The sequence below is a fragment of the Nocardia pseudovaccinii NBRC 100343 genome (genome assembly GCF_001613225.1).
Lineage (GTDB): Bacteria > Actinomycetota > Actinomycetes > Mycobacteriales > Mycobacteriaceae > Nocardia > Nocardia pseudovaccinii.
The window spans coordinates 1-17,746 of the sequence record NZ_BDBY01000305.1 but is presented as its reverse complement, the minus strand read 5'-3'; the positions used below and the strand labels follow the sequence as shown (position 1 = coordinate 17,746).

Genomic DNA, 17,746 nt, shown 5'->3' with positions numbered 1-17,746 from the left:
ATCTGGGCTGCGAGCTTGCGGACACCGTCGCGGTACCGGGCGATATCGGCGCCGATGGCGATCGGCTGCGGGCGGCTGGTCAGCAGCCAGCGGGATACGCGATCGAGGGTGCGCCTGGTCTCCCGCTCGAGTTCGTCACGCGCGGCCGTCGGCATCGGCGTGGTGCGAATACGTTGCCAGAGCGTGTGCAGGTCGAAGATCTCCACCGCGACGGTGAAGGCGCGCACCGCGTCATCAGTGCTCGCACCCGCCTCCTCCGCCAGGCGGAACGCATAGGTGATGCCGCCGTGGTCCACCATGTCGTTGACCACCATGGTGGCCACGATCTGACGGCGCAACGGGTGCCTGCCGATCGCGTCGGCGAATCGTGCGCGCAGCGGCGCGGGGAAGTACGCCAGCAGCGCTGAGGTGAATGCCGCGTTATCCGGCAGATCCCCGGCCAGCAGGTCGTCCTTGAGCGAAAGCTTCACGTGGGCGAGCAGATTCGCCAGCTCCGGCGAAGTGAGCCCGCGCTCGGCCGCGGCACGCCTTTTCAGCTCGGCATCCGATGGCAGCGCCTCGAGCCGACGATCGACACCGCGCCGGAATTCGAGATCGGCGATCAACCGCCGGTGCACGCCCGACATCGGCACCGCTTGCGCGCGCGAGAGCCCCATCCGGAAGTTCTGCGAAATATTGTCGCGCAGAACGAGTTCGGATACCTCGTCGGTCATCGCGGCGAGCAGCTGAGTGCGATCGGCGGCGGCGAGCTCGCCAGCGGAGATGACCGCGTCCAGCAGCACCTTGATATTGACCTCGTGGTCCGAGCAATCGACACCTGCCGAATTGTCCAGCGCGTCGGTGTTCATCCGGCCGCCGTTGGCGCAGTATTCGACGCGGCCGAGCGCCGTCGCACCCAAGTTGCCGCCTTCACCGATCACCTTGGCGCGCAACTGGTTCGCATCGACACGCACCGCATCGTTGGACTTGTCACCGGCGTCGGCGTTGGTCTCGGTGGAGGCCTTGATGTAGGTGCCGATACCGCCGTTCCAGAACAGATCGACCGGTGCGAGCAGAATCGCCCGGATCATCTCCGGCGGGGACAGGGTGGTCACGCTCGGATCCAAGTCCAGTGCCGCGCGTATTTCCGGGCTCACCGGAACAGCCTTGGCGGACCGATCGTAGACTCCGCCGCCCGCGCTGATCAGCGACTTGTCGTAGTCGGCCCAGGACGAGCGCGGCAGTGCGAACATCCGCTGCCGCTCCCGGAACGAGGTCGCCGCAACGGGATTCGGATCCAGGAAGATGTGTCGGTGGTCGAACGCGGCCACCAGGCGGATGTGCTCGGACAGCAGCATGCCGTTACCGAAGACGTCACCGCTCATATCGCCGACTCCGGCCACGGTGAAATCGGTGGTCTGCGTGTCGATATCCATCTCGGCGAAGTGCCGTTTGACGCTCTCCCACGCACCCTTGGCGGTAATGCCCATCGCCTTGTGGTCGTAACCGACCGACCCACCCGAGGCGAAGGCGTCACCCAGCCAGAAACCATATCGGCGCGCGACATCATTGGCGATATCGGAGAAGGTGGCGGTGCCCTTGTCCGCGGCGACGACGAGGTAGGTGTCGTCGCTGTCGCGACGCACCACCCGCTCCGGTGGCAGCACCTCGCCGGAGGCGTGGTCGACGTTATCGGTCACATCCAGCAGACCGGAGATGAAGGTGCGGTAGCACGCGATACCCTCGGTCAACTGCGCCTGCCGATCAACGGTCGGATCACCGGTCGCCGTCGGCGGCTGCTTCACCACGAAACCGCCCTTGGCGCCCACCGGCACGATGACCGCGTTCTTCACCGCCTGCGCCTTCACCAGGCCCAGGATCTCGGTGCGGAAATCCTCCAGACGGTCCGACCAGCGCAACCCGCCACGCGCCACCGGACCGAAGCGCAGATGCACACCCTCGACCCGCGGCGAATACACGAAGATCTCGAATTGCGGCCTCGGCCGCGGCAATTCGGCAATGGCGTGCGGATCGAACTTGAACGACAACGATTCCGGCGCATTGCCGTCGGCGTCGAGCCGGAAGTAGTTGGTGCGCAGTGTCGCGGTGATCAGTCCGAGCACGGCGCGCAGGATGCGGTCGGTGTCGAGGCTGACGACCGCATCGATCTCCGCCTGCAACCGCTCCGCGATGCCCGCGGCACGAGCCGAGGCGACGGCGCCGACGCCGTCGGGATCGAAGTAGGCCTCGAACAGTTCGGTGAACAGCCGCGCCATCGCGGGCTGCGCCAACAGGACCCGGGAGATATTGCCGAGGGTGTAGGCGAATCCCGCCTGCTGCAGATACTTCGCGTAGGCGCGCAGTATCGAGATCTGCCGCCAATGCAGACCGGCCCGCAGCACGAGTTCGTTCAGGGCGTCGACCTCCGCACGGCCGAACCACATGGCCGCCACCGCCTCCGGGAACCGCCTGCGCACACTGCCTTCGGCGATGGGCTCGTCGGCGGACCGAGTCAGGTCGGCCTCGAGATCGGCGTCGATCGCGGTGCGCAGCAGCGTGGCGGGCACGCGCAGCCCGAAGTCGTAGATCCACTTCTGCTGCCCGTCCTCGAGCGCGACACGATACGGCCGCTCATCGACCACTTCCACGCCGAGGCTGTGCAACACCGGCAGCACCCGGCTCAGCGACACCCCCTCGCCCGCGACGTAGAGCGTGAATCGCCATTCCCCCGAGGGTGATTCGGCATTGCGGTACAGATTCGTATCGATCGCGCCGTCGGCAAGATTTTCCAAACGCCGCAGATCGGCCAGCGCGCGGGCCGGTTCGAACTCCTGCTGGTAGCTCGCCGGAAATGCGGCGGCGTAGGCGGTGGCGACCTTCGAGGTCACCGCGCTCACTCCGGTGGCCTCGGCGACGACCCGGTCGGCCCAGGTCCGGGTGGTCGCGAACAGCAACTCCTGAACGCGCTCGCGGTTGGACTCGGAGACATCGGCCGGCTCGGCATCCGGACGGCGGTGCACGGTGAAATAGACCACGGCCAACTCGGATTCGCTCGCGCGCGCCGAGTATGCCACCTGCTCTCCGTCGAACTGGTCGCGGAGAATGGCCTCCATTCGCAACCGGACCTCGGTCGAATAGCGGTCGCGCGGGAGATAAACCAGGCAGTACACGGCGCCGCTGCGCCCGTCGCGCCGGATGAACAGCCGGACCTGCCTGCGCAGTCCCAAATTCGTTACGGCGGAGACGGTTTCGAACAGCCGCCGGGCATCGGTGGAGAACAGCTCGACCCGCGGGAAGGACTGCAGGATCTCCAGCATCGCCTGCCCGGAGAATGAATTCAGTTCGAAACCGGCCCATTCGATGACCTGGTGCACGCGACGGGAGATGACCGGGATGTCGAGGATGTTCTCGTGCAGTCCGGTCACCGTGAAGGAACCGACGAATACGTGCTCCCCCTGTACCGGGCCCAGCCCCTTGGCCGCCCCGCCGCCGCTGCCGTAGTCGGCCACGCTGACGAAGTAGAGTTCGCCCGACCCGGGCATCAGGGAATCGACCGAACCGTTTGCCAGGCGCAGCACCGGACGCGAGCCGCCGAGGACCGGGACGTCGATATCGATCTCCGATCCGTTCCACAGCACGCCGAGTCCGGTGCCGGGGGCCTGCTGCGGCTCGCTCGCGGCGGCCGCGGAACCGTACCGGTAGTACCCGTAGCCGAGTACCGTGAAGTGGCCATCGGCCAACCAGCGCAACAACTTCGCGCATTCGGGAATCTCGGGATCATCGGACCGGTTCGCGATGTGGTCGAGCCGACCGGCCAGTGCGACCATCGCATTCGCCATGCTGGGCGTATCGTCGACGACCTTGCGCAACACCCGCAGCAGAGCAGGCAGTTCGCGATTGATCCGGTCCAACTCCGCGGCGCCGACCGAGGAGCTCAGCTGCACGTGGATCCAGGACTCGGGCAGGGTGTGACCGTCGGGCACCTGTCCGCCCTCGCGCTCGCGGGGGGCGATCGCGCGCAGCCGACCCCGGCGGTCGCGGACGATATCGAAGACCGGATGCACGACCTCGGTCACCGTGGCCCCGAGCCGGCGCAGCGCGGTGGTCACCGTGTCCACCAGCAGTGGCATGTCGTCGTTGACGATCTGGATCGCCGCGCCGAGACCGCTGCCGTCCTCGGGGCGGTACACCCGGGTGATCGCCACTCCCGGCAGGCGGGTCGCCGCCAACTCCAGATGGTGGCGGAAGATCTGTTCGGCCCGATCGGTGATCGTCGGCGCGGTGGCGCCCGGCTGGATCCAGCGGAAGTACGCCGCCTCGAGATCGGTCGGATCATCGCGGAACCGCTTGAAAGAAATCGTCTGCTGGGTGGGTGCCGCCATCGACCCGTGCCTTCCCGAGATTTTGAGACCGTTGTGTACGGTTCCCATACGTTACCTGTTTAATGTGCCGTTGTATAGCGGTACGTTAGATGCGTAACAAGCATGGACCGGCCGATCGGTCCAGGTCAAGCGTCATAGATCAACTCGGGACCGGCGGCTCACCGCGCGAGACCCGATCGCGTCAGGAAGGTCTGCGCACCGGCACGGCCGGTGAACGACCCCGTTTCGATACGCACTCCGGACGCGGTATTCGCATACCACACCGTTGCCGACGGTCCGATCGCCACGAAGACCGGACCGTCCGCGATCACCGTGCCGCCCGCCGCGCGCCAGCGGGAGATGTTGGTGGGCAAGCGATCCGGCGAATCCACTGTCACCGATAGCGACAGTTCCCGCCCGCCGGTGATACCGCCCGCGAGTAGCGGACTACCGGCCAGAATGACACACTGCTCGGCCGCGGTGGAGATTTGCTGACAGGACGCGGCCGTGCGCACCGTTTCCGGCAGGGCCCCGGAGGCACCGACCGAGGCGCCGAGTTCGGGCATCGATGGAACCAGTGGCTCCGAACACGAGTGCACGATCGCGAAGACGAAGCCGAGCAAAGTCGCCACGATCCCGGCGATGGCGGCGCGCCATTGCCAGTGCTGCGGATATCGCTGGACGAACTTTTCCACACCGGACGCGATGGGCTTTTCCACACCGGCAGCGACGGATTCGGCACCCGCTACGACGCTCGCGGCACCCGCTACGGCCTTCTCGGTCTCGCCGACGACACTCTCCCCCGCTCGCGCGGCCGCACCGGTCGCGGCCGCCAGGCGGTGCAGCGGCGCGCCGCAATGCCCGCACCGGGATTCCGTGCCCGCGCTCACATGCGAGCAGTACTGGCAGACCCGTTCTGCGAAGGTCAATGTCCCGTAATCACAATCGATGAGATGGCGACGGCATTGATCGTCTGATCGCCCTTCGATTGCAGGACCGTGAGAGTTATCTTCGTGGCACTCACCGGCGGCTCCATCTTCGTGACCACCAGGGTGCGCTGATCCAGCGTCTGCTGGGTATAGGTGGTCTTGTTCGAATCGTCGAACTGGTACGAAACCCGGCTGACCGTACGGAATTTCGTCCACTGGTCCGACCCGTCGGTACCGACGCCGTCCCAGCCGGGGACGATCCCGATCGAATCGACCTGATACGTCTTGCCGAGATCAATGGTCAGCACCTGTCCGTCGACCTTGAAGGCGCGCACGCACGACCAGGCCTTGCCCTGCTGCCCGGTGAAGGCGTCCATACCCGGCGTACTACCCGAAGGGCAGTGCGACTGAGCGCCTTTCACCGTCAGGGGCCCGCCGCTGGCCGGGACCGCGCTCGACTCGGGCTTGGCCGACGCGGTCGCGGTCGAGGTGACGACCGCGAGTTGCTGTGGCCGCTTCGTCTCGTCCTTGCCGCCGGTGGTCATCAGCGCGAGCACCAGCAACACCGCCATAACGGCGCAGACCGCCAGGGCCACCTTCGGGTTCTTCAGGTGGGTGACGACCTTGGTGACCCGCTCGGAGAACTCCGGCTGGCGCGCGGACGATCGCTGGTTCCCGGCACCACCGGACGCGGACTCGGCCGGTGCCGTCCGGCTGGCGGCCTCCGAGAAATCCGATGAAAAGTCCATTGCCGGTGCGGAATCCGACGTCTGGCCGTTCAGCAGCGCGATGATGCGTTCACTGGCCTTGGGCCCGTCGGCCGAGGATCGACGGGCAGCCGCCTCGACCGGCATGGCGCTGATCGCATTCGACAGATCATCCAGGGCATCGGTCGGCTCACCGGTCAACGGCCCGCTGAGTGTCGATGTGTCGGTCTCCGCACCGGCATCGCCGAACGACGGATCGGACAGCAGTGCGTCCAAGACCGCGGTTCGATTGCGGAGAATCACATCCCCAGAGTCCTCGGCGGGCATAATCCGGATCGTATCCAGGCCGGACGGCGCACTCGAGGAAAGCTATTCCCGCTGGAGGGAACAGCCGGTGGTCAGCGCTGCTTCTCCTCGGTGACGAAATATTCTGGCGGAACATCGAATACGCGAGCCAGCGCGATGATCAGATCGAGCCGCGGAATCGCGTCACCGTGGATCAGCCGATACAGGCCGGATTGGGAAACCGGGACATCCGGATATGCCAATTCCAAATGCTGCGCCAGGGAATACAGCGTCAAACCGCGGGTCGACCCGTCTTCGGTCGAAACCACCGATTCCGCGATCAATTCCGATAGTCGACTGGAGAAGATCGAAGCCGCGGCTTGCCTCGGGGTAAGCGCATCCTCGCCATCCTGGGAGGGAATCTGGCCGCTATCCGACTGGGGGTCCGCTACCACACCGACAAACATTACCGCCTCGATTCGTCCGTCATCGCCGCACCCGGTTGCGGAACCGCTGTCGGCTGCGCGGGCATATTTCCGTTGCCATTGCGCGCGGGTGGACCGATCGAGGGGTCGTAGTACCTGGTCTCGCCGCGTGGCTCGATCAGATCGACGCGGACCGTGCGCATCGGAATGCTGACATCGACCGCGGTGGCACTGACCTGATTGATCGCCAGATCCACCGACCGGCGCCGCGGGGTGCCCGGTTCGCTGATGGTGACGGTCGTATGGGCCGCCGACACCTGCGGTGGCACCTGGTCGAAGACCGCGATGGTCGCAGGCGGCGTGGCCGAATCCGCATCCGGATTCACTTCCCGGCTATCGGTGGCCAGTCGCAGCGAATTGGGATCGCCGACCGCGGATACCAGCTGCGACCACCGATCCGGGCGGGCCGAGTGAACCTCGACATCCGCGCCGACGACCATCGCCCGCAGCACGATCTGTTGTGCCACCGGCAGATTCGCGTGCACGTCGATGGTGCGCCTGCGCGGGTTGTAGCGCGCCGGGTCGAACAGCGGCAGCGCCAGGGTATGCCGCGGCTGTCCGCTGATCGCGCCGAGAATCTGGCCGTTGGGACCGATGGTGACGGCGAGATCGAGCAGTTCGTCGGGCGTGATCTCGATGCCGGGTTCGTCGACCGTCAGGTCGTGCACCGACGTGCCGGTCGGCAGGGTCGCCAGCAGCGCCGTCGATTGACGGCCGCCGAGCGGACGCAGGAATCCGGGCGGTTCGCTGGTCGCCGCGGGCCCGACACAGCGGACCAGGCCGCGTGAGCCGAGCGCACCGCCCGCCAGACTCACCACGACGGTGGTCCGGCCCCGGTTCCACGACCAGCAGTCATCGAGTCCGGTGTCGTCGAGCTGGGTCCAATCGATCAGGAAGCTGGTCACCAGCCGCCCCGGCGCCGAGGATTCGAGATGGCCCCACTTCTCCCGTAAGTCGGACAGTTCGACACCGGCGTGTAGCAACCGGGTCGCGTCGCGCAGTGCGTCCGCGGGCAGCGCGTGGGCGGCGATGCCGCGCTCACGCAGCCGCCCCGCGATGCGGTGCGCCGCGGAAGCCAAGGCCTTGGGCGCCGCCACCTCGACCGGACCGCGCCGGGACAGCGCGGACAGGTTGCGTTCCTGGTCCAGGCGCACGACCAGCCAGGTCACCCGGCTACCGACCACCGGATGGGAACCGATGAGCTGGTCGTAGAGCATGCTGTAGCTGCTGGCCGGACGAACACGCTGACCGGTGGTCACGATATCGATATCGACGGCGATGCCGAACTGATCGCGCAGCGGCAACAACGCACCGACCGGCACCACATCCTCGGTGTAGAGGCTCTTCTCGGAAATGACCGTCGGCAGATCCAGATTCGGTGCCAGCTGGATCATCGCGACCAGCGTCGAGCCCGCCTCGTGCACACCGCACACCCCGGCCGCCACCTCGACATCGCGCAGCGTCAGCCGTTCGGCGCGCTCGCGTGCCCTGGCCTCGAGGCCGAACCGATACGCACCCCAGTCCAACAGCCAGCGCGCCGTGGTACGGCCGTTGACCCGCACAATCACGGTCACCAGCAATGCGGTCACCACCGCGGGCCCGACCCACATTGGGACCCGCGCCCAAAGACCAACCAGCACAAAGCTACTGCCGATCACCACCGCGGCGACCGGTCCGCGTTCGAGACCGCCGACTCGAATGCTCGGAAAGCTCACCGACGTCTCCCGATCACCTTGTTCGCATAACTCGCGCCGAGACCGAATACGACGGCCGCCGCGATGATGATCGTAGCCACGACCGCGGGGCGGCGATCCCGCGCGCGCGGCGGATCCGGCATAACCAGAGTCGACGATCGGAACAACCCGGCGGGCGGCTGGGGCGGTGCGCGAAAGCTCAGCGCCGCAAGGGGATCGATCACACCCGCGCCGACGGTATTGTCGATGCCGCGGGCCGGAGCATGTGCACTCGCCTGCAGTCGCGCGCTGATCTCACCGGGGGTCTCATTCGGAAAACGCGACCGCAGCAGCGCGGCAGCACCACTGACATACGCCGCGGCGAAGGACGCGCCGCCCACCGGCACCAGCTTGTCGGGCGAGCCGACGCCATTGATCAGCCCGCCGCCGCCCGGACCGAGCGATTCGATGCCGGTACCCGGCGCGGCCAGCGAAACCCATGGCCCGGACAGCGAATCCGTCATCGGCGCACCGGTCGCGGTGGTGAAACCGACCGTCAGCACGTCGGGTGCGAACCACCCGGGCGCGGAGATGGTCTTCACCTGTTTCCAGTTCCGGGAATCGAGCGGCTTGGCCGGATCGATCGCCGGGTTCTGCTCACAGCCCGAGGTACCGGTATTGCCCGCACCGGCCACGATGAGCGCACCGCGAATGTGTACCGCATACCCGATGGCCGCCGACAGGATCGACTGATCGACCTTGGCATCCACCGGCACGCAGACCGGCAATGCCACGGTGATGACCCCGGCCCCGAGATTCGCCGCATGGGTGATGGCGCGGGCCACGGTCCGGATCTCGAGCGAAAGCTGTTGATTCGCATCGCTGTTGGCGTTGTTCTCCGGGCTGAACGCACCCGAGCGGACGCGGATGGAGATCAGCTGCGCATCAGGGGCCACGCCGATGAAACCGTCGCTCGTACTCGCCGACGCCCCGATGATGCCAGCGATCAACGTGCCGTGCGCATCGCAGTCCGACAGCCCGTCGCCGCCGGTCGCGACATAGTCGCCGCCGCCGACCAGGTTCGGCAGCCGCGCCCCCGGCGATACGCCCGTGTCGATCACCGCGACGGTGACGCCACTGCCACGGCTCAGCGCCCGCGCGCGCGGCAGATCCAGCGCCCGCTCCGGCGGCGGCGCCTGGGACAGATCACTGTCGGGCAGCACACCCGCGGCCAGGCAACCCTTGTCCTGTTTGGTCGGTGCCTCCGGTCCGGGCGGACCATCCGCGGGCGATGTTCCGACCACCACCTGCGGTGGTTCCAGCGCACTCGCGGGCGCGGCGCCGATGGCCAGCGCCACCGCGGCCAACCCGACGGCCGCGGCCTTGCCGATCCGCATCAGATCGCTCGCATCGCCGTGTAGATGCCCATGATCCAGAACGCGATGACGGGAACGATCAGGATCAGCGCGTATTCGACGAGGTCGATGATCCGCCGGGTGACCGGCGAGAGCCGCCGTCCCGGCAACCGGATCGCCGCGAAGCACCCGGCGACACCGGCCAACGCGACCACCAACGCGACCACCAACCGTGCGAACGCCGTGTCATAGGCCCCGACCAGCACGAAACCGACGCCGACCACCGTCACAGCGGCCGCTGTGAGCAGGGCGATGGCCTGCACCAGGTCCGGATACCAGCGCGCCCGCATAGCCAGCAGCCCGGCGACAGCGGCGGCCATGACGATCTCCCGGATACCGCCCGGACTGGCCGCGGCCGACAGCACCGCCGATACCGACAGCAGTACCGATACCGCCGCGATCAATCCGCGCAGACTCGTCACCGCCAGCCGCGCGCGGCCCTCGATCCCGTGGCCGAGTTGTTCGCGGCGCAGTTCGGCGTCATCCTGCTCCGGCTCCGCGTCCCTGGCGGCCTCGGCGTCGAAGATGTCGGTCAGGCTCGTCGGGGCCACATCGGTGCCGGGGTCCGGCAGGTCGGGTGGGCGAATCCGGGCGGCCACCACGGCCAACCGCGGGGCTGCGGTGAGCAGCACAAGTCCGATGAATACGGAGCCACCGGTAACCTGCCGCACCGAAATATCGAGATAGGTCACCGGCAGCACCGTGGCGGTGACAACAACGCCGAGCACCGTCACCGCCATCAAGGTGGCGATGCCGAGTCGGGTCAAGCGCAGCATGGTCGCCGCCGCGATGGCGGCCACCACCGAACCCGCGGCCACATTCGCCGCGGCGAAGCCACCAGGCGCGCCGTAGGCCGGTGGCACCAGCATCGCGCCACCGGCGAACAGCAGCGGAAGCGCGCTCAGGGCCAGGCCGAGGCAGATCCGCGCCGCGGCCCGACGACGACCGGCGGCCAGCGCGGCACCCCAGCAGATCGCGCCGAGCAGCAGGGCAGGCAGGCCACACCACAGGATCGAAGCGCTCTCGGTCCACGACCACGACAGCAGGCCCGCCATCGCGGCCGAGCCGACACCGAGCGCACTCAGGCCGACGATCGCCGCGGTCTCGGCGTTGAATTCGGCGAATTCGCGCTCATTGATCATGGCGAGCGCATCGGTGATGTCCTCGACGACCGGTGTGAACACTTCCGCCGATTCGACCGGCGACAGCATGAGCACGGTGCCGTCGACGACATCGTGATCGGCGAGGCTGCGCCAGCGCGGCATCGGCGGCTCGCCGGGACGGCCCAGGCTCCACTGCCCGCTCGGCGGCGTGAAGTCGACGGTGTCGTCACCGATGGCGCGAGCCAGCACGCCGAGCAGGTCATCGATGAAGGTCTCGATCGTGAACTTGGTCGGCACGACCACGTCTACCTGATAGGACGCGACCATGACCGCGATCCGGGCGCGCGCGACCTCCGCGGAAGGCTGCGGTGCCGACGGTGAAGGCGCGGGTGGCGGCGGCGCGACGGCAGTGCTCATCGCCACTCTCCTCGATCCTGGGACGGACGCTGGGTCTGGTAGCCGTCGAAGCCGTCGGCCAGTGCGGCGGCCAGTTCCTCGAACGCGAGCAGGGTTTCGGAATCGAGCAATCGCAGATCGATCGGCCCACCTTCGGCCAGGTGCGCGTCATAGGGCACCACGGCCGTCGGCCGCTGCGCCGTCGCGAACAGCTTCTCGATCTGGTCGACCTCGACGGTCGGCTTGGTCGGATGGTGGTGCATGATCGCGACGATCGACTTGGCGATCAAATGCTGCATGCCGTGCGAGTTCAGCCAATTGAGGGTGGCAACCGCCCCCTTGACGCCGCCGACCGTGGCCGGGGTGGCCACTACGACCGCATCGCTGGTCTGCAGCACGGTGCTGGTCGCCGAATCCAGCACACCCGTACCGCAATCCACCAGCACCAGGTTGTAGTGCCTGCGCAGGATCTCGACCGCCATCGAGTACTCCCGGCCCGAAAGCGCCTCGGTGGCTTCGGTATTCCAGGGCGACGCGATGACCGCCAGATCGGCGTCATTGATCGAGGTGAACGAATGCACTGCGGAAAACGCTTCGAGATTCGACGAGCGCACCAGATCACGCAGGGTCAGCCCGTACGGATGCGGGCTCGTGCGGGTGGGCAGATCGCCGAAGTCCGGATTCGCGTCGACGGCCACGACCCGGTCGGGACGCAGATGTGCGAACGTCGAACCGAGGGTCGCCGCGAGAGTCGTCCGGCCGACGCCGCCCTTCACACTGATCACCGCGATCTGATAAGGGGCGGTGAGCGGTCGGCGAATCCGGCCGCGCCGGTCTTGTTTGCGTTGTTCGGCCGGTGACAGGCCCAGATTGAAGCCGACCTTGTTCAGTGCGCCGCGCATACCGCTGGTGGACTTCAGCTGCGCACGCCGGGCTGCCGCGATATCGGACAGCAGATCCGCCGATGTCAGCGCGGGCAGCACCTCGACCCGCTCGGACGGATCATGAGACGCCTGCTGGATGCGGTCGGGCAACCACGACGCGGGTTGCTCCGCGGCTCTGGGAGGTTCCGCGCTCGCGGCGGATTGCCAAGGCACACCGGCAGTTTGGGCAGACTGTGTGGATTGCCATGCCGCACTGGACGTTTCGGTCGGCGCGGCCTGAGCGGGATACGACGGCGGCGGGGTCGCGGCGGCAAGCGGTTCGACGAAGGCCTGCGGCTGCGGCGCGACGGCAGGGGATGGGCTCGGCACGGGCGGTGGGCCGACCACGGGCGCGGCAGCGCTATTCGGCTGCGGCGGTTGCGCTCCGGATACGGGAGCGCCGACACCGTCGGGCGTGGTGGTCGGGCTCGGCGGCTGCGGTGGGGCTCCGATCACGGGCTCACCACCATCGAAATGCGGCACGGGCGGAACCGTACCGCCTGGAACGCGATCCGCCCCAGTGGAAGGCCCGGTGGCCGCCGATGCGCCCGCCGCGCTCGCGCCCGCGGGAGCCGATCCGTCCGCGGCCGGAGGACCGCTCTGTTCGGGTACGGGTGAGAAGAAGGCATCGTATCCGCCTCGAGCCCGGACGGACTCGGTCGAATGACCGTTCATACTCGGTGCTCGGTTCACTTCGCTCATCCTCTCGAAAACCCTGGCGGCACAATTCAGTCGGCGCGGCTGGTTTCGAACCAGCTGCGGCTGGGTAACAGATCGACCAGCGCCCCTATGCCCGCATGCAGTGCCACGTCGTCGCCGGGTGCGTATGTCGACCACAGCTGCCCGTCCATCGCAACGCTCGGAGTCACGATGATCCGCCCCGACGGGGCGTCCAGCACGCTCACACAGAACTCGGGCTGCGCCTCGCGGCCGTCGTGGTGCTCGATCACCACCACCTCGGCCCGGCGTACCACCTCGTCCATCACCCGGCTCAGCACTCCGGCTGTGTGTGGTTCGGCACCGAGTTCCACCAGGGCGCGCCGCCTTTCGTCCTGGTCGTCGGGCACTTCACCGAATTGCTCTGCCGTCGCCGTCATCGGCTCGAACCGCACAGCGGGCATCGGACCGAGCGCGGCGGCGATCGCCGCGGTCAGCGTGCCGAGTTGGCGATCCGGCAGGAATACCGACTGGATGACGACATGGTCGTCGGAACGCACCGCGAGCACATGTGTCTCGCCCGCGCGTACCAGCGACAACCGCAGCATTGCCTGCGGTTCGTCCTCCGAGCCGGTATCCAGGATCCGGGCAACCAATTCCGCATCCGGCCGGTACAGACACCGCAGCCATTGCTCGACGACCGGGTGCACCCGTCCGTCCTCGAGCACGCCCACCTCGGTGAGCTGTGCGCCGACGACGGCGTCTACACGGTCCCGGTCCTCGGGCCGATAGATATTCGGCAGCAGTGCCAATACCGGCGGATAGGAGTCGATGCCGACCAACTGCTGGAGCAGCAGGGCGGCATCGACATTCAGGTCGATTGCGATTGGATCGTCTTCCACACCTTCACCGAATGTCGAGTCATCGGAAACAGCCCGTGCGCGCCGCGAAGCATGCGACGGCACGGAAGGAAACTGCGCGATCGTTAGGCCCTGCCGAGGCCCTGGAACAGCGCACCCGCCCGGAAATCGGTTTGCTGGATCTCGCTGGTGCTGTGCTGCACGGCGGTGTTCAGCTTCTTGACCTGGGCGTCGTAGGCGGACAGGTCGTTGTTGTAGTTGGTCATCGTGCCGTGGTACGCATCGCCCATGGCGCCCTGCAACACGGCTTCCAGCCCCTTCTGGAGTCCACGCAATCGCTCGGTGTTCTCCATCATCGCACCGACGAGCGCCGTGACATCGCTGATGGCGGCCGCCGCGGTAGCGTGATTGAGGTGAATAGGCTTGGTCATCGAACTAATCCTTCCTGATTTCGATTAAGTGGCTTTCCGAACCTCATGAAAAATTCAGGTTGACCTTGCTTGCCTCAGCCTTGATAGCACCGTCACTGAGCCAATTGGTTGCGTCGCCGGAGTTGACCCCGTCGCCACCCATCTGTGCCAAAACCTTTTGAGCTTCGGTCATATCACTCTCATTGAAAGTGATGCCGTTCTTGTTCATCACATTAATAATTTCCTGCAAGTCCTTGGCGAGTTTCTTACCCTGCTGGTATGCCTCACTCATCGTGTGGTAGACCGCATCACCGGTATTTCCCTTGACCGCGACGTACAACTCGTCCTGGGCATACTGCATCTTCGCGAGATGCGTTTCGAGCTCGCCCATGCCGATGTACGTGTTGTCCGCGGTCGTCCGGACCAGGGTCGGATCGACGTCCGTAATGGCCATTGTTATTCCTCTCCATCAATTGGATATTCGGCCTCGGTGCGCTTCACCGGGGACGTTCTGCCGAGGCGAGCACCGCTTCGTCGTCGATTCGCTCGATGACGCCGACCGCCAAGACCGGTTCGAGCACGGGCTCGTCGCGGCCGTTACCATCCGCATACTCGATAACCCCGACAACAGGAGCCTGCTCGAGCACTGGAATTTCCTGAGGCTCGCCCGGTACGAATACCTTCGACGGCCTCTTCTCGTCGTCGCGGCGACGCCGCATCCGGGACTTCGGCGCCACCGCGCCACGCGGCGGGCCTTGGCGGGGTCCCATCGGACCGGTTCCCGGCTGCTGTGGCATGGCACCGAAGGCCCGGCTCGCAAGCGAATTCCAGTTGGGAGGCATCCGGAATCCGGTCGAAGCGCCCGGCATCGACCCGACGCCGCCGCGCAACATATTGAGCGCGACGAGGCTGCCGACCCCGCCGTTCAATCCCGCGAGCGTCGTCGAATACTGTGACGTGCCGACGAGTTCCATCTGGTCCGACGAACCGTAGTCGAGGCCGTTCGCACCCGAATCACCGCTCAGCGCACCGGGATCCGCCTGCGGCGCCAACTGTTCGGGATCAGTCGGCGTTGCCGAGTTCGTCGGATCCGTCGGTGTGGGATCGGTCGGCGTATCGTTGCCACCCGATCCCCCGTTATCGGATCCACCGGTCTGATTGTCACCACCGGTGGTGTTCGTATTGCCGGTGTCCGTGCCCTGCGGCGTCGTGGTTTGGGTTGTGCCGGTAGTGGTAGTGGTGTGCTCGGTCCCGCTATAGGTCGTCGGGTCGTCGTAAGGTACGTAATCCATCTGCATGCCCGGATCGCCGCCGGTCACGATGGGGGGCGCTTCGATCGGCGGCGGCAGTGCCGCGAGCGTAGGCAGCAACGCCCCAGCGTAGGAGACCATGACGCCGGTGGCGGCCACCTTGATCGCGAAGTACTCCAACTCCTGCGCGAGGAGTATCGGACCGGTCGGCGCGCCCATGGCGGCCGAAGTGGCCAGCAAGGCTTCCTTCGCCCGGAATTCGGCCAGCCACATGGCCACGCCCTCCATGGCGGTCTGGGCTCCGGTATAGATGACGGCTACCTGGTCGGCCAACACGGCTGTCTGCGTCGCCACCGCGGCCTGCAGACGCAACCACCCCGCGTGGTTGCGGAACGCCGACTGCGCCTGGTCGGCGGACAGCCCATGCCACGTTCCGCTCAACTCGGTCATCGAGCCCTCGGTGGCCGCGGCAGCAGCATTCAATTGCACCGACATCGCCTGATACGCAGCCGATGTCACCAATGTCCCCGAGATCCCCGGGCCGCCGAGCAGCCGCGCGATTATCTCCTCAGGTGTCTGTGCGATGAAAAAAGGCAAGAGCATATCATCATGCTTTCGCTCGGGCTGCCTTCGATTACTTGCCGACTATCACAGCGCTACTGAGGACCTGAGCGCCGCCACCCGTATCCGTAACCGCGAAGGAGACACCTACTTCGGGTAGCTTTTCCGCGCCATTGACTCCGTGCGCGACTCCGTTCGCGGTGCACGGCAATACCCGTGCGGCCTGGTTGCCGAATGCTTCGGGAATGCATGCGCTGACATCATCCAACCCGGGCGGCAGCGGGATCGAGGCCGACGCGACCGAACCGAGCATCTGCATGAGGTCGGCCGCACTGATACCGAGCTGCGCAGCGATGACCGGGAGATGATCCGGAACAATATCGAGGTTCATGGAAGTCTCCTAACGAGAGGTGCCGACTCTTCGCGAGTCGATACACCAAGAACGCTAAGGCATTCCCAACTCTGGGAATGTCTTTCGAAATGGCCTTGACCAGGGGTCATTCCGGCTGCGGGGTCCACGCGGCCTGTACGAGATCCTTGCGGGAGTGCAACGGCTCGACGAAGATCCCGCGGCCGACGGGCTGCTTGCTCGGCTTCACGTCACCGATGAGCATGCCGTCCAACTTTGAACCATCCATGATCAGACCGGAGCTGTTGAGATTCTTGACCTGTCCGAGCACGTTGTCGTACAGCGCCATATCGGCCTGGGCGATATTGCGCGCGGCGATGAGATGGAAACCGGTATCGCGGCCGTCGACAATGAGGTCGCGCAGCGTGTCCAAGGGATTGATCGAACCGCGTGGCGCCACCATGTGGTAGTCGTCGACGACCACGAAGATCTCCGGTCCGCTCCACCATGAGCGTTCCCGCAGCTGCTGCGGGGTCACCCCATCAGGTGGGCGGCGTTCGCGCATCTTGGCGGCGAAGGGAGGTAGTCCGTCCTTCAGATCGCGCTCGCTGGTCAGATACCCGACCAGCTGTTCATCCGGAATTGCCTCCATATGCTGGCGGCGGTAGTCCACCAGCAGCACCCGGGCCTGGTCCTTCGTGAACTGCGTCCGGATCGATTCCAGCAACGCCCCGATCACGGTCGATTTGCCACAGCCCGACGAGCCGAGCACGACCATGTGCGTCGAGACGCCGAAATCGATTGCGGCCGGTCGCAGATCGGATTCCCGCACACCGAACGGCACGACCAGCCGCTGCGCCAAGGTGGTCGGCTCCGGGCGATTCGCGCGGATCTCGGCCAGGGTGATCCGATCCGGCAGCAGCTTGACCTCCGGTGCCCGGCGTCCCTGGTATCGACGGGTGAGCTCGTCGATCGCGCCCGCGACACCGGCGGCCGCCGACTCGGCATCGCCGACACCGTCGATGCGCGGCAGCGCCGTGAGCATATGCAGGCCTTCGTTGGAGAGGCAGCGACCGGGACGATCCGCCGGAATCGCCGAGACCACCCCGCGATGCTGGGAAAAGACGGTATCGGTGAGATCACCGAGACGCATCTCCAGGCGCGTCTGCAGCAGATCCTTGATGTTCGGCCGGATAGCGGCCCAGCGCGAACTGCTGACCACCAGGTGCACGCCGTAGTTCAGCCCCTGCAGCGCGATCGACTCCATGACCGGGACATATTCGTCGTAGTAGGGCCCATTGACGGAGAAGCCGATATCCCACCCGTCGATGACGAAGAATACGTCGCCGTGCGCATCGCCGTAGGCGGTGAGCTCCGCCGATTCCCGCGGGACCCCGCGCCGA

The 17,746-nt window shown here is 66.4% G+C and carries 14 protein-coding genes; all 14 read right to left on the bottom strand.

Features of this window, described 5'->3' with window-relative positions:
- On the bottom strand, window positions 1-4,361 hold a 4,361-nt coding region (locus tag NP3_RS35790), incomplete at its 3' end, for an NAD-glutamate dehydrogenase (protein ID WP_063046154.1).
- Between the two features lie 158 nt (window positions 4,362-4,519).
- Window positions 4,520-5,230, bottom strand: a complete 711-nt coding sequence (locus NP3_RS35785) for a hypothetical protein (RefSeq protein ID WP_157124774.1) — start codon at window positions 5,228-5,230, stop codon at window positions 4,520-4,522.
- Window positions 5,231-5,265: 35 nt separating this feature from the next.
- Complete coding sequence (locus tag NP3_RS35780) at window positions 5,266-6,303, bottom strand: discoidin domain-containing protein (protein ID WP_157124773.1); 1,038 nt, start codon at window positions 6,301-6,303, stop codon at window positions 5,266-5,268.
- Between the two features lie 71 nt (window positions 6,304-6,374).
- Window positions 6,375-6,716 (bottom strand): helix-turn-helix domain-containing protein, encoded by a 342-nt coding sequence (locus NP3_RS35775; protein WP_245567457.1) that lies wholly within the window; start codon window positions 6,714-6,716, stop codon window positions 6,375-6,377.
- An 11-nt stretch (window positions 6,717-6,727) separates the two neighbouring features.
- Window positions 6,728-8,461: a type VII secretion protein EccE gene (gene eccE, locus NP3_RS35770; RefSeq protein WP_063046150.1), complete on the bottom strand. Its 1,734-nt coding sequence runs from the start codon at window positions 8,459-8,461 to the stop codon at window positions 6,728-6,730.
- Entirely contained in the window at window positions 8,458-9,816 is a 1,359-nt protein-coding gene (gene mycP, locus NP3_RS35765) for a type VII secretion-associated serine protease mycosin (RefSeq protein WP_063046149.1), read from the bottom strand. The genes eccE and mycP overlap by 4 nt, the downstream gene beginning before the upstream one ends.
- Complete coding sequence (eccD, locus tag NP3_RS35760; protein ID WP_063046148.1) at window positions 9,816-11,354, bottom strand: type VII secretion integral membrane protein EccD; 1,539 nt, start codon at window positions 11,352-11,354, stop codon at window positions 9,816-9,818. Before eccD ends, mycP begins: the two co-directional genes overlap by 1 nt.
- Entirely contained in the window at window positions 11,351-12,739 is a 1,389-nt protein-coding gene (locus NP3_RS35755; RefSeq protein WP_245721247.1) for a CpaE/TadZ family protein, read from the bottom strand. The genes eccD and NP3_RS35755 overlap by 4 nt, the downstream gene beginning before the upstream one ends.
- A 245-nt stretch (window positions 12,740-12,984) precedes the next feature.
- Window positions 12,985-13,815, bottom strand: coding sequence for an ESX secretion-associated protein EspG (locus tag NP3_RS35750; protein ID WP_063046147.1), 831 nt, complete (start codon window positions 13,813-13,815; stop codon window positions 12,985-12,987).
- An 83-nt stretch (window positions 13,816-13,898) separates the two neighbouring features.
- A complete protein-coding gene (locus tag NP3_RS35745; RefSeq protein WP_063046146.1) occupies window positions 13,899-14,204 on the bottom strand; it encodes a hypothetical protein in 306 nt (101 codons plus the stop codon).
- A gap of 43 nt (window positions 14,205-14,247) precedes the next feature.
- On the bottom strand, window positions 14,248-14,637 hold the full coding sequence (locus NP3_RS35740) for a hypothetical protein (RefSeq protein WP_063046145.1): 390 nt from the start codon (window positions 14,635-14,637) through the stop codon (window positions 14,248-14,250).
- 43 nt (window positions 14,638-14,680) lie between these two features.
- Window positions 14,681-16,036, bottom strand: coding sequence for a PPE domain-containing protein (locus NP3_RS35735; protein ID WP_063046144.1), 1,356 nt, complete (start codon window positions 16,034-16,036; stop codon window positions 14,681-14,683).
- A 31-nt stretch (window positions 16,037-16,067) separates the two neighbouring features.
- Entirely contained in the window at window positions 16,068-16,385 is a 318-nt protein-coding gene (locus NP3_RS35730) for a PE domain-containing protein (protein WP_063046143.1), read from the bottom strand.
- A 106-nt stretch (window positions 16,386-16,491) separates the two neighbouring features.
- On the bottom strand, window positions 16,492-17,746 hold a 1,255-nt coding region (eccCb, locus tag NP3_RS35725), incomplete at its 5' end, for a type VII secretion protein EccCb (protein ID WP_063825002.1).

What these genes read in the sequence shown, in the direction of transcription:
- NP3_RS35780 (WP_157124773.1), bottom strand. Translation starts at nt 6,303, where the DNA reads ATGCCCGCCGAGGACTCTGGGGATGTGATTCTCCGCAATCGAACCGCG.
- mycP (WP_063046149.1), bottom strand. Translation starts at nt 9,816, where the DNA reads ATGCGGATCGGCAAGGCCGCGGCCGTCGGGTTGGCCGCGGTGGCGCTG.
- eccD (WP_063046148.1), bottom strand. Translation starts at nt 11,354, where the DNA reads ATGAGCACTGCCGTCGCGCCGCCGCCACCCGCGCCTTCACCGTCGGCA.
- NP3_RS35745 (WP_063046146.1), bottom strand. Translation starts at nt 14,204, where the DNA reads ATGACCAAGCCTATTCACCTCAATCACGCTACCGCGGCGGCCGCCATC.
- NP3_RS35740 (WP_063046145.1), bottom strand. Translation starts at nt 14,637, where the DNA reads ATGGCCATTACGGACGTCGATCCGACCCTGGTCCGGACGACCGCGGAC.
- NP3_RS35735 (WP_063046144.1), bottom strand. Translation starts at nt 16,036, where the DNA reads ATGCTCTTGCCTTTTTTCATCGCACAGACACCTGAGGAGATAATCGCG.
- NP3_RS35730 (WP_063046143.1), bottom strand. Translation starts at nt 16,385, where the DNA reads ATGAACCTCGATATTGTTCCGGATCATCTCCCGGTCATCGCTGCGCAG.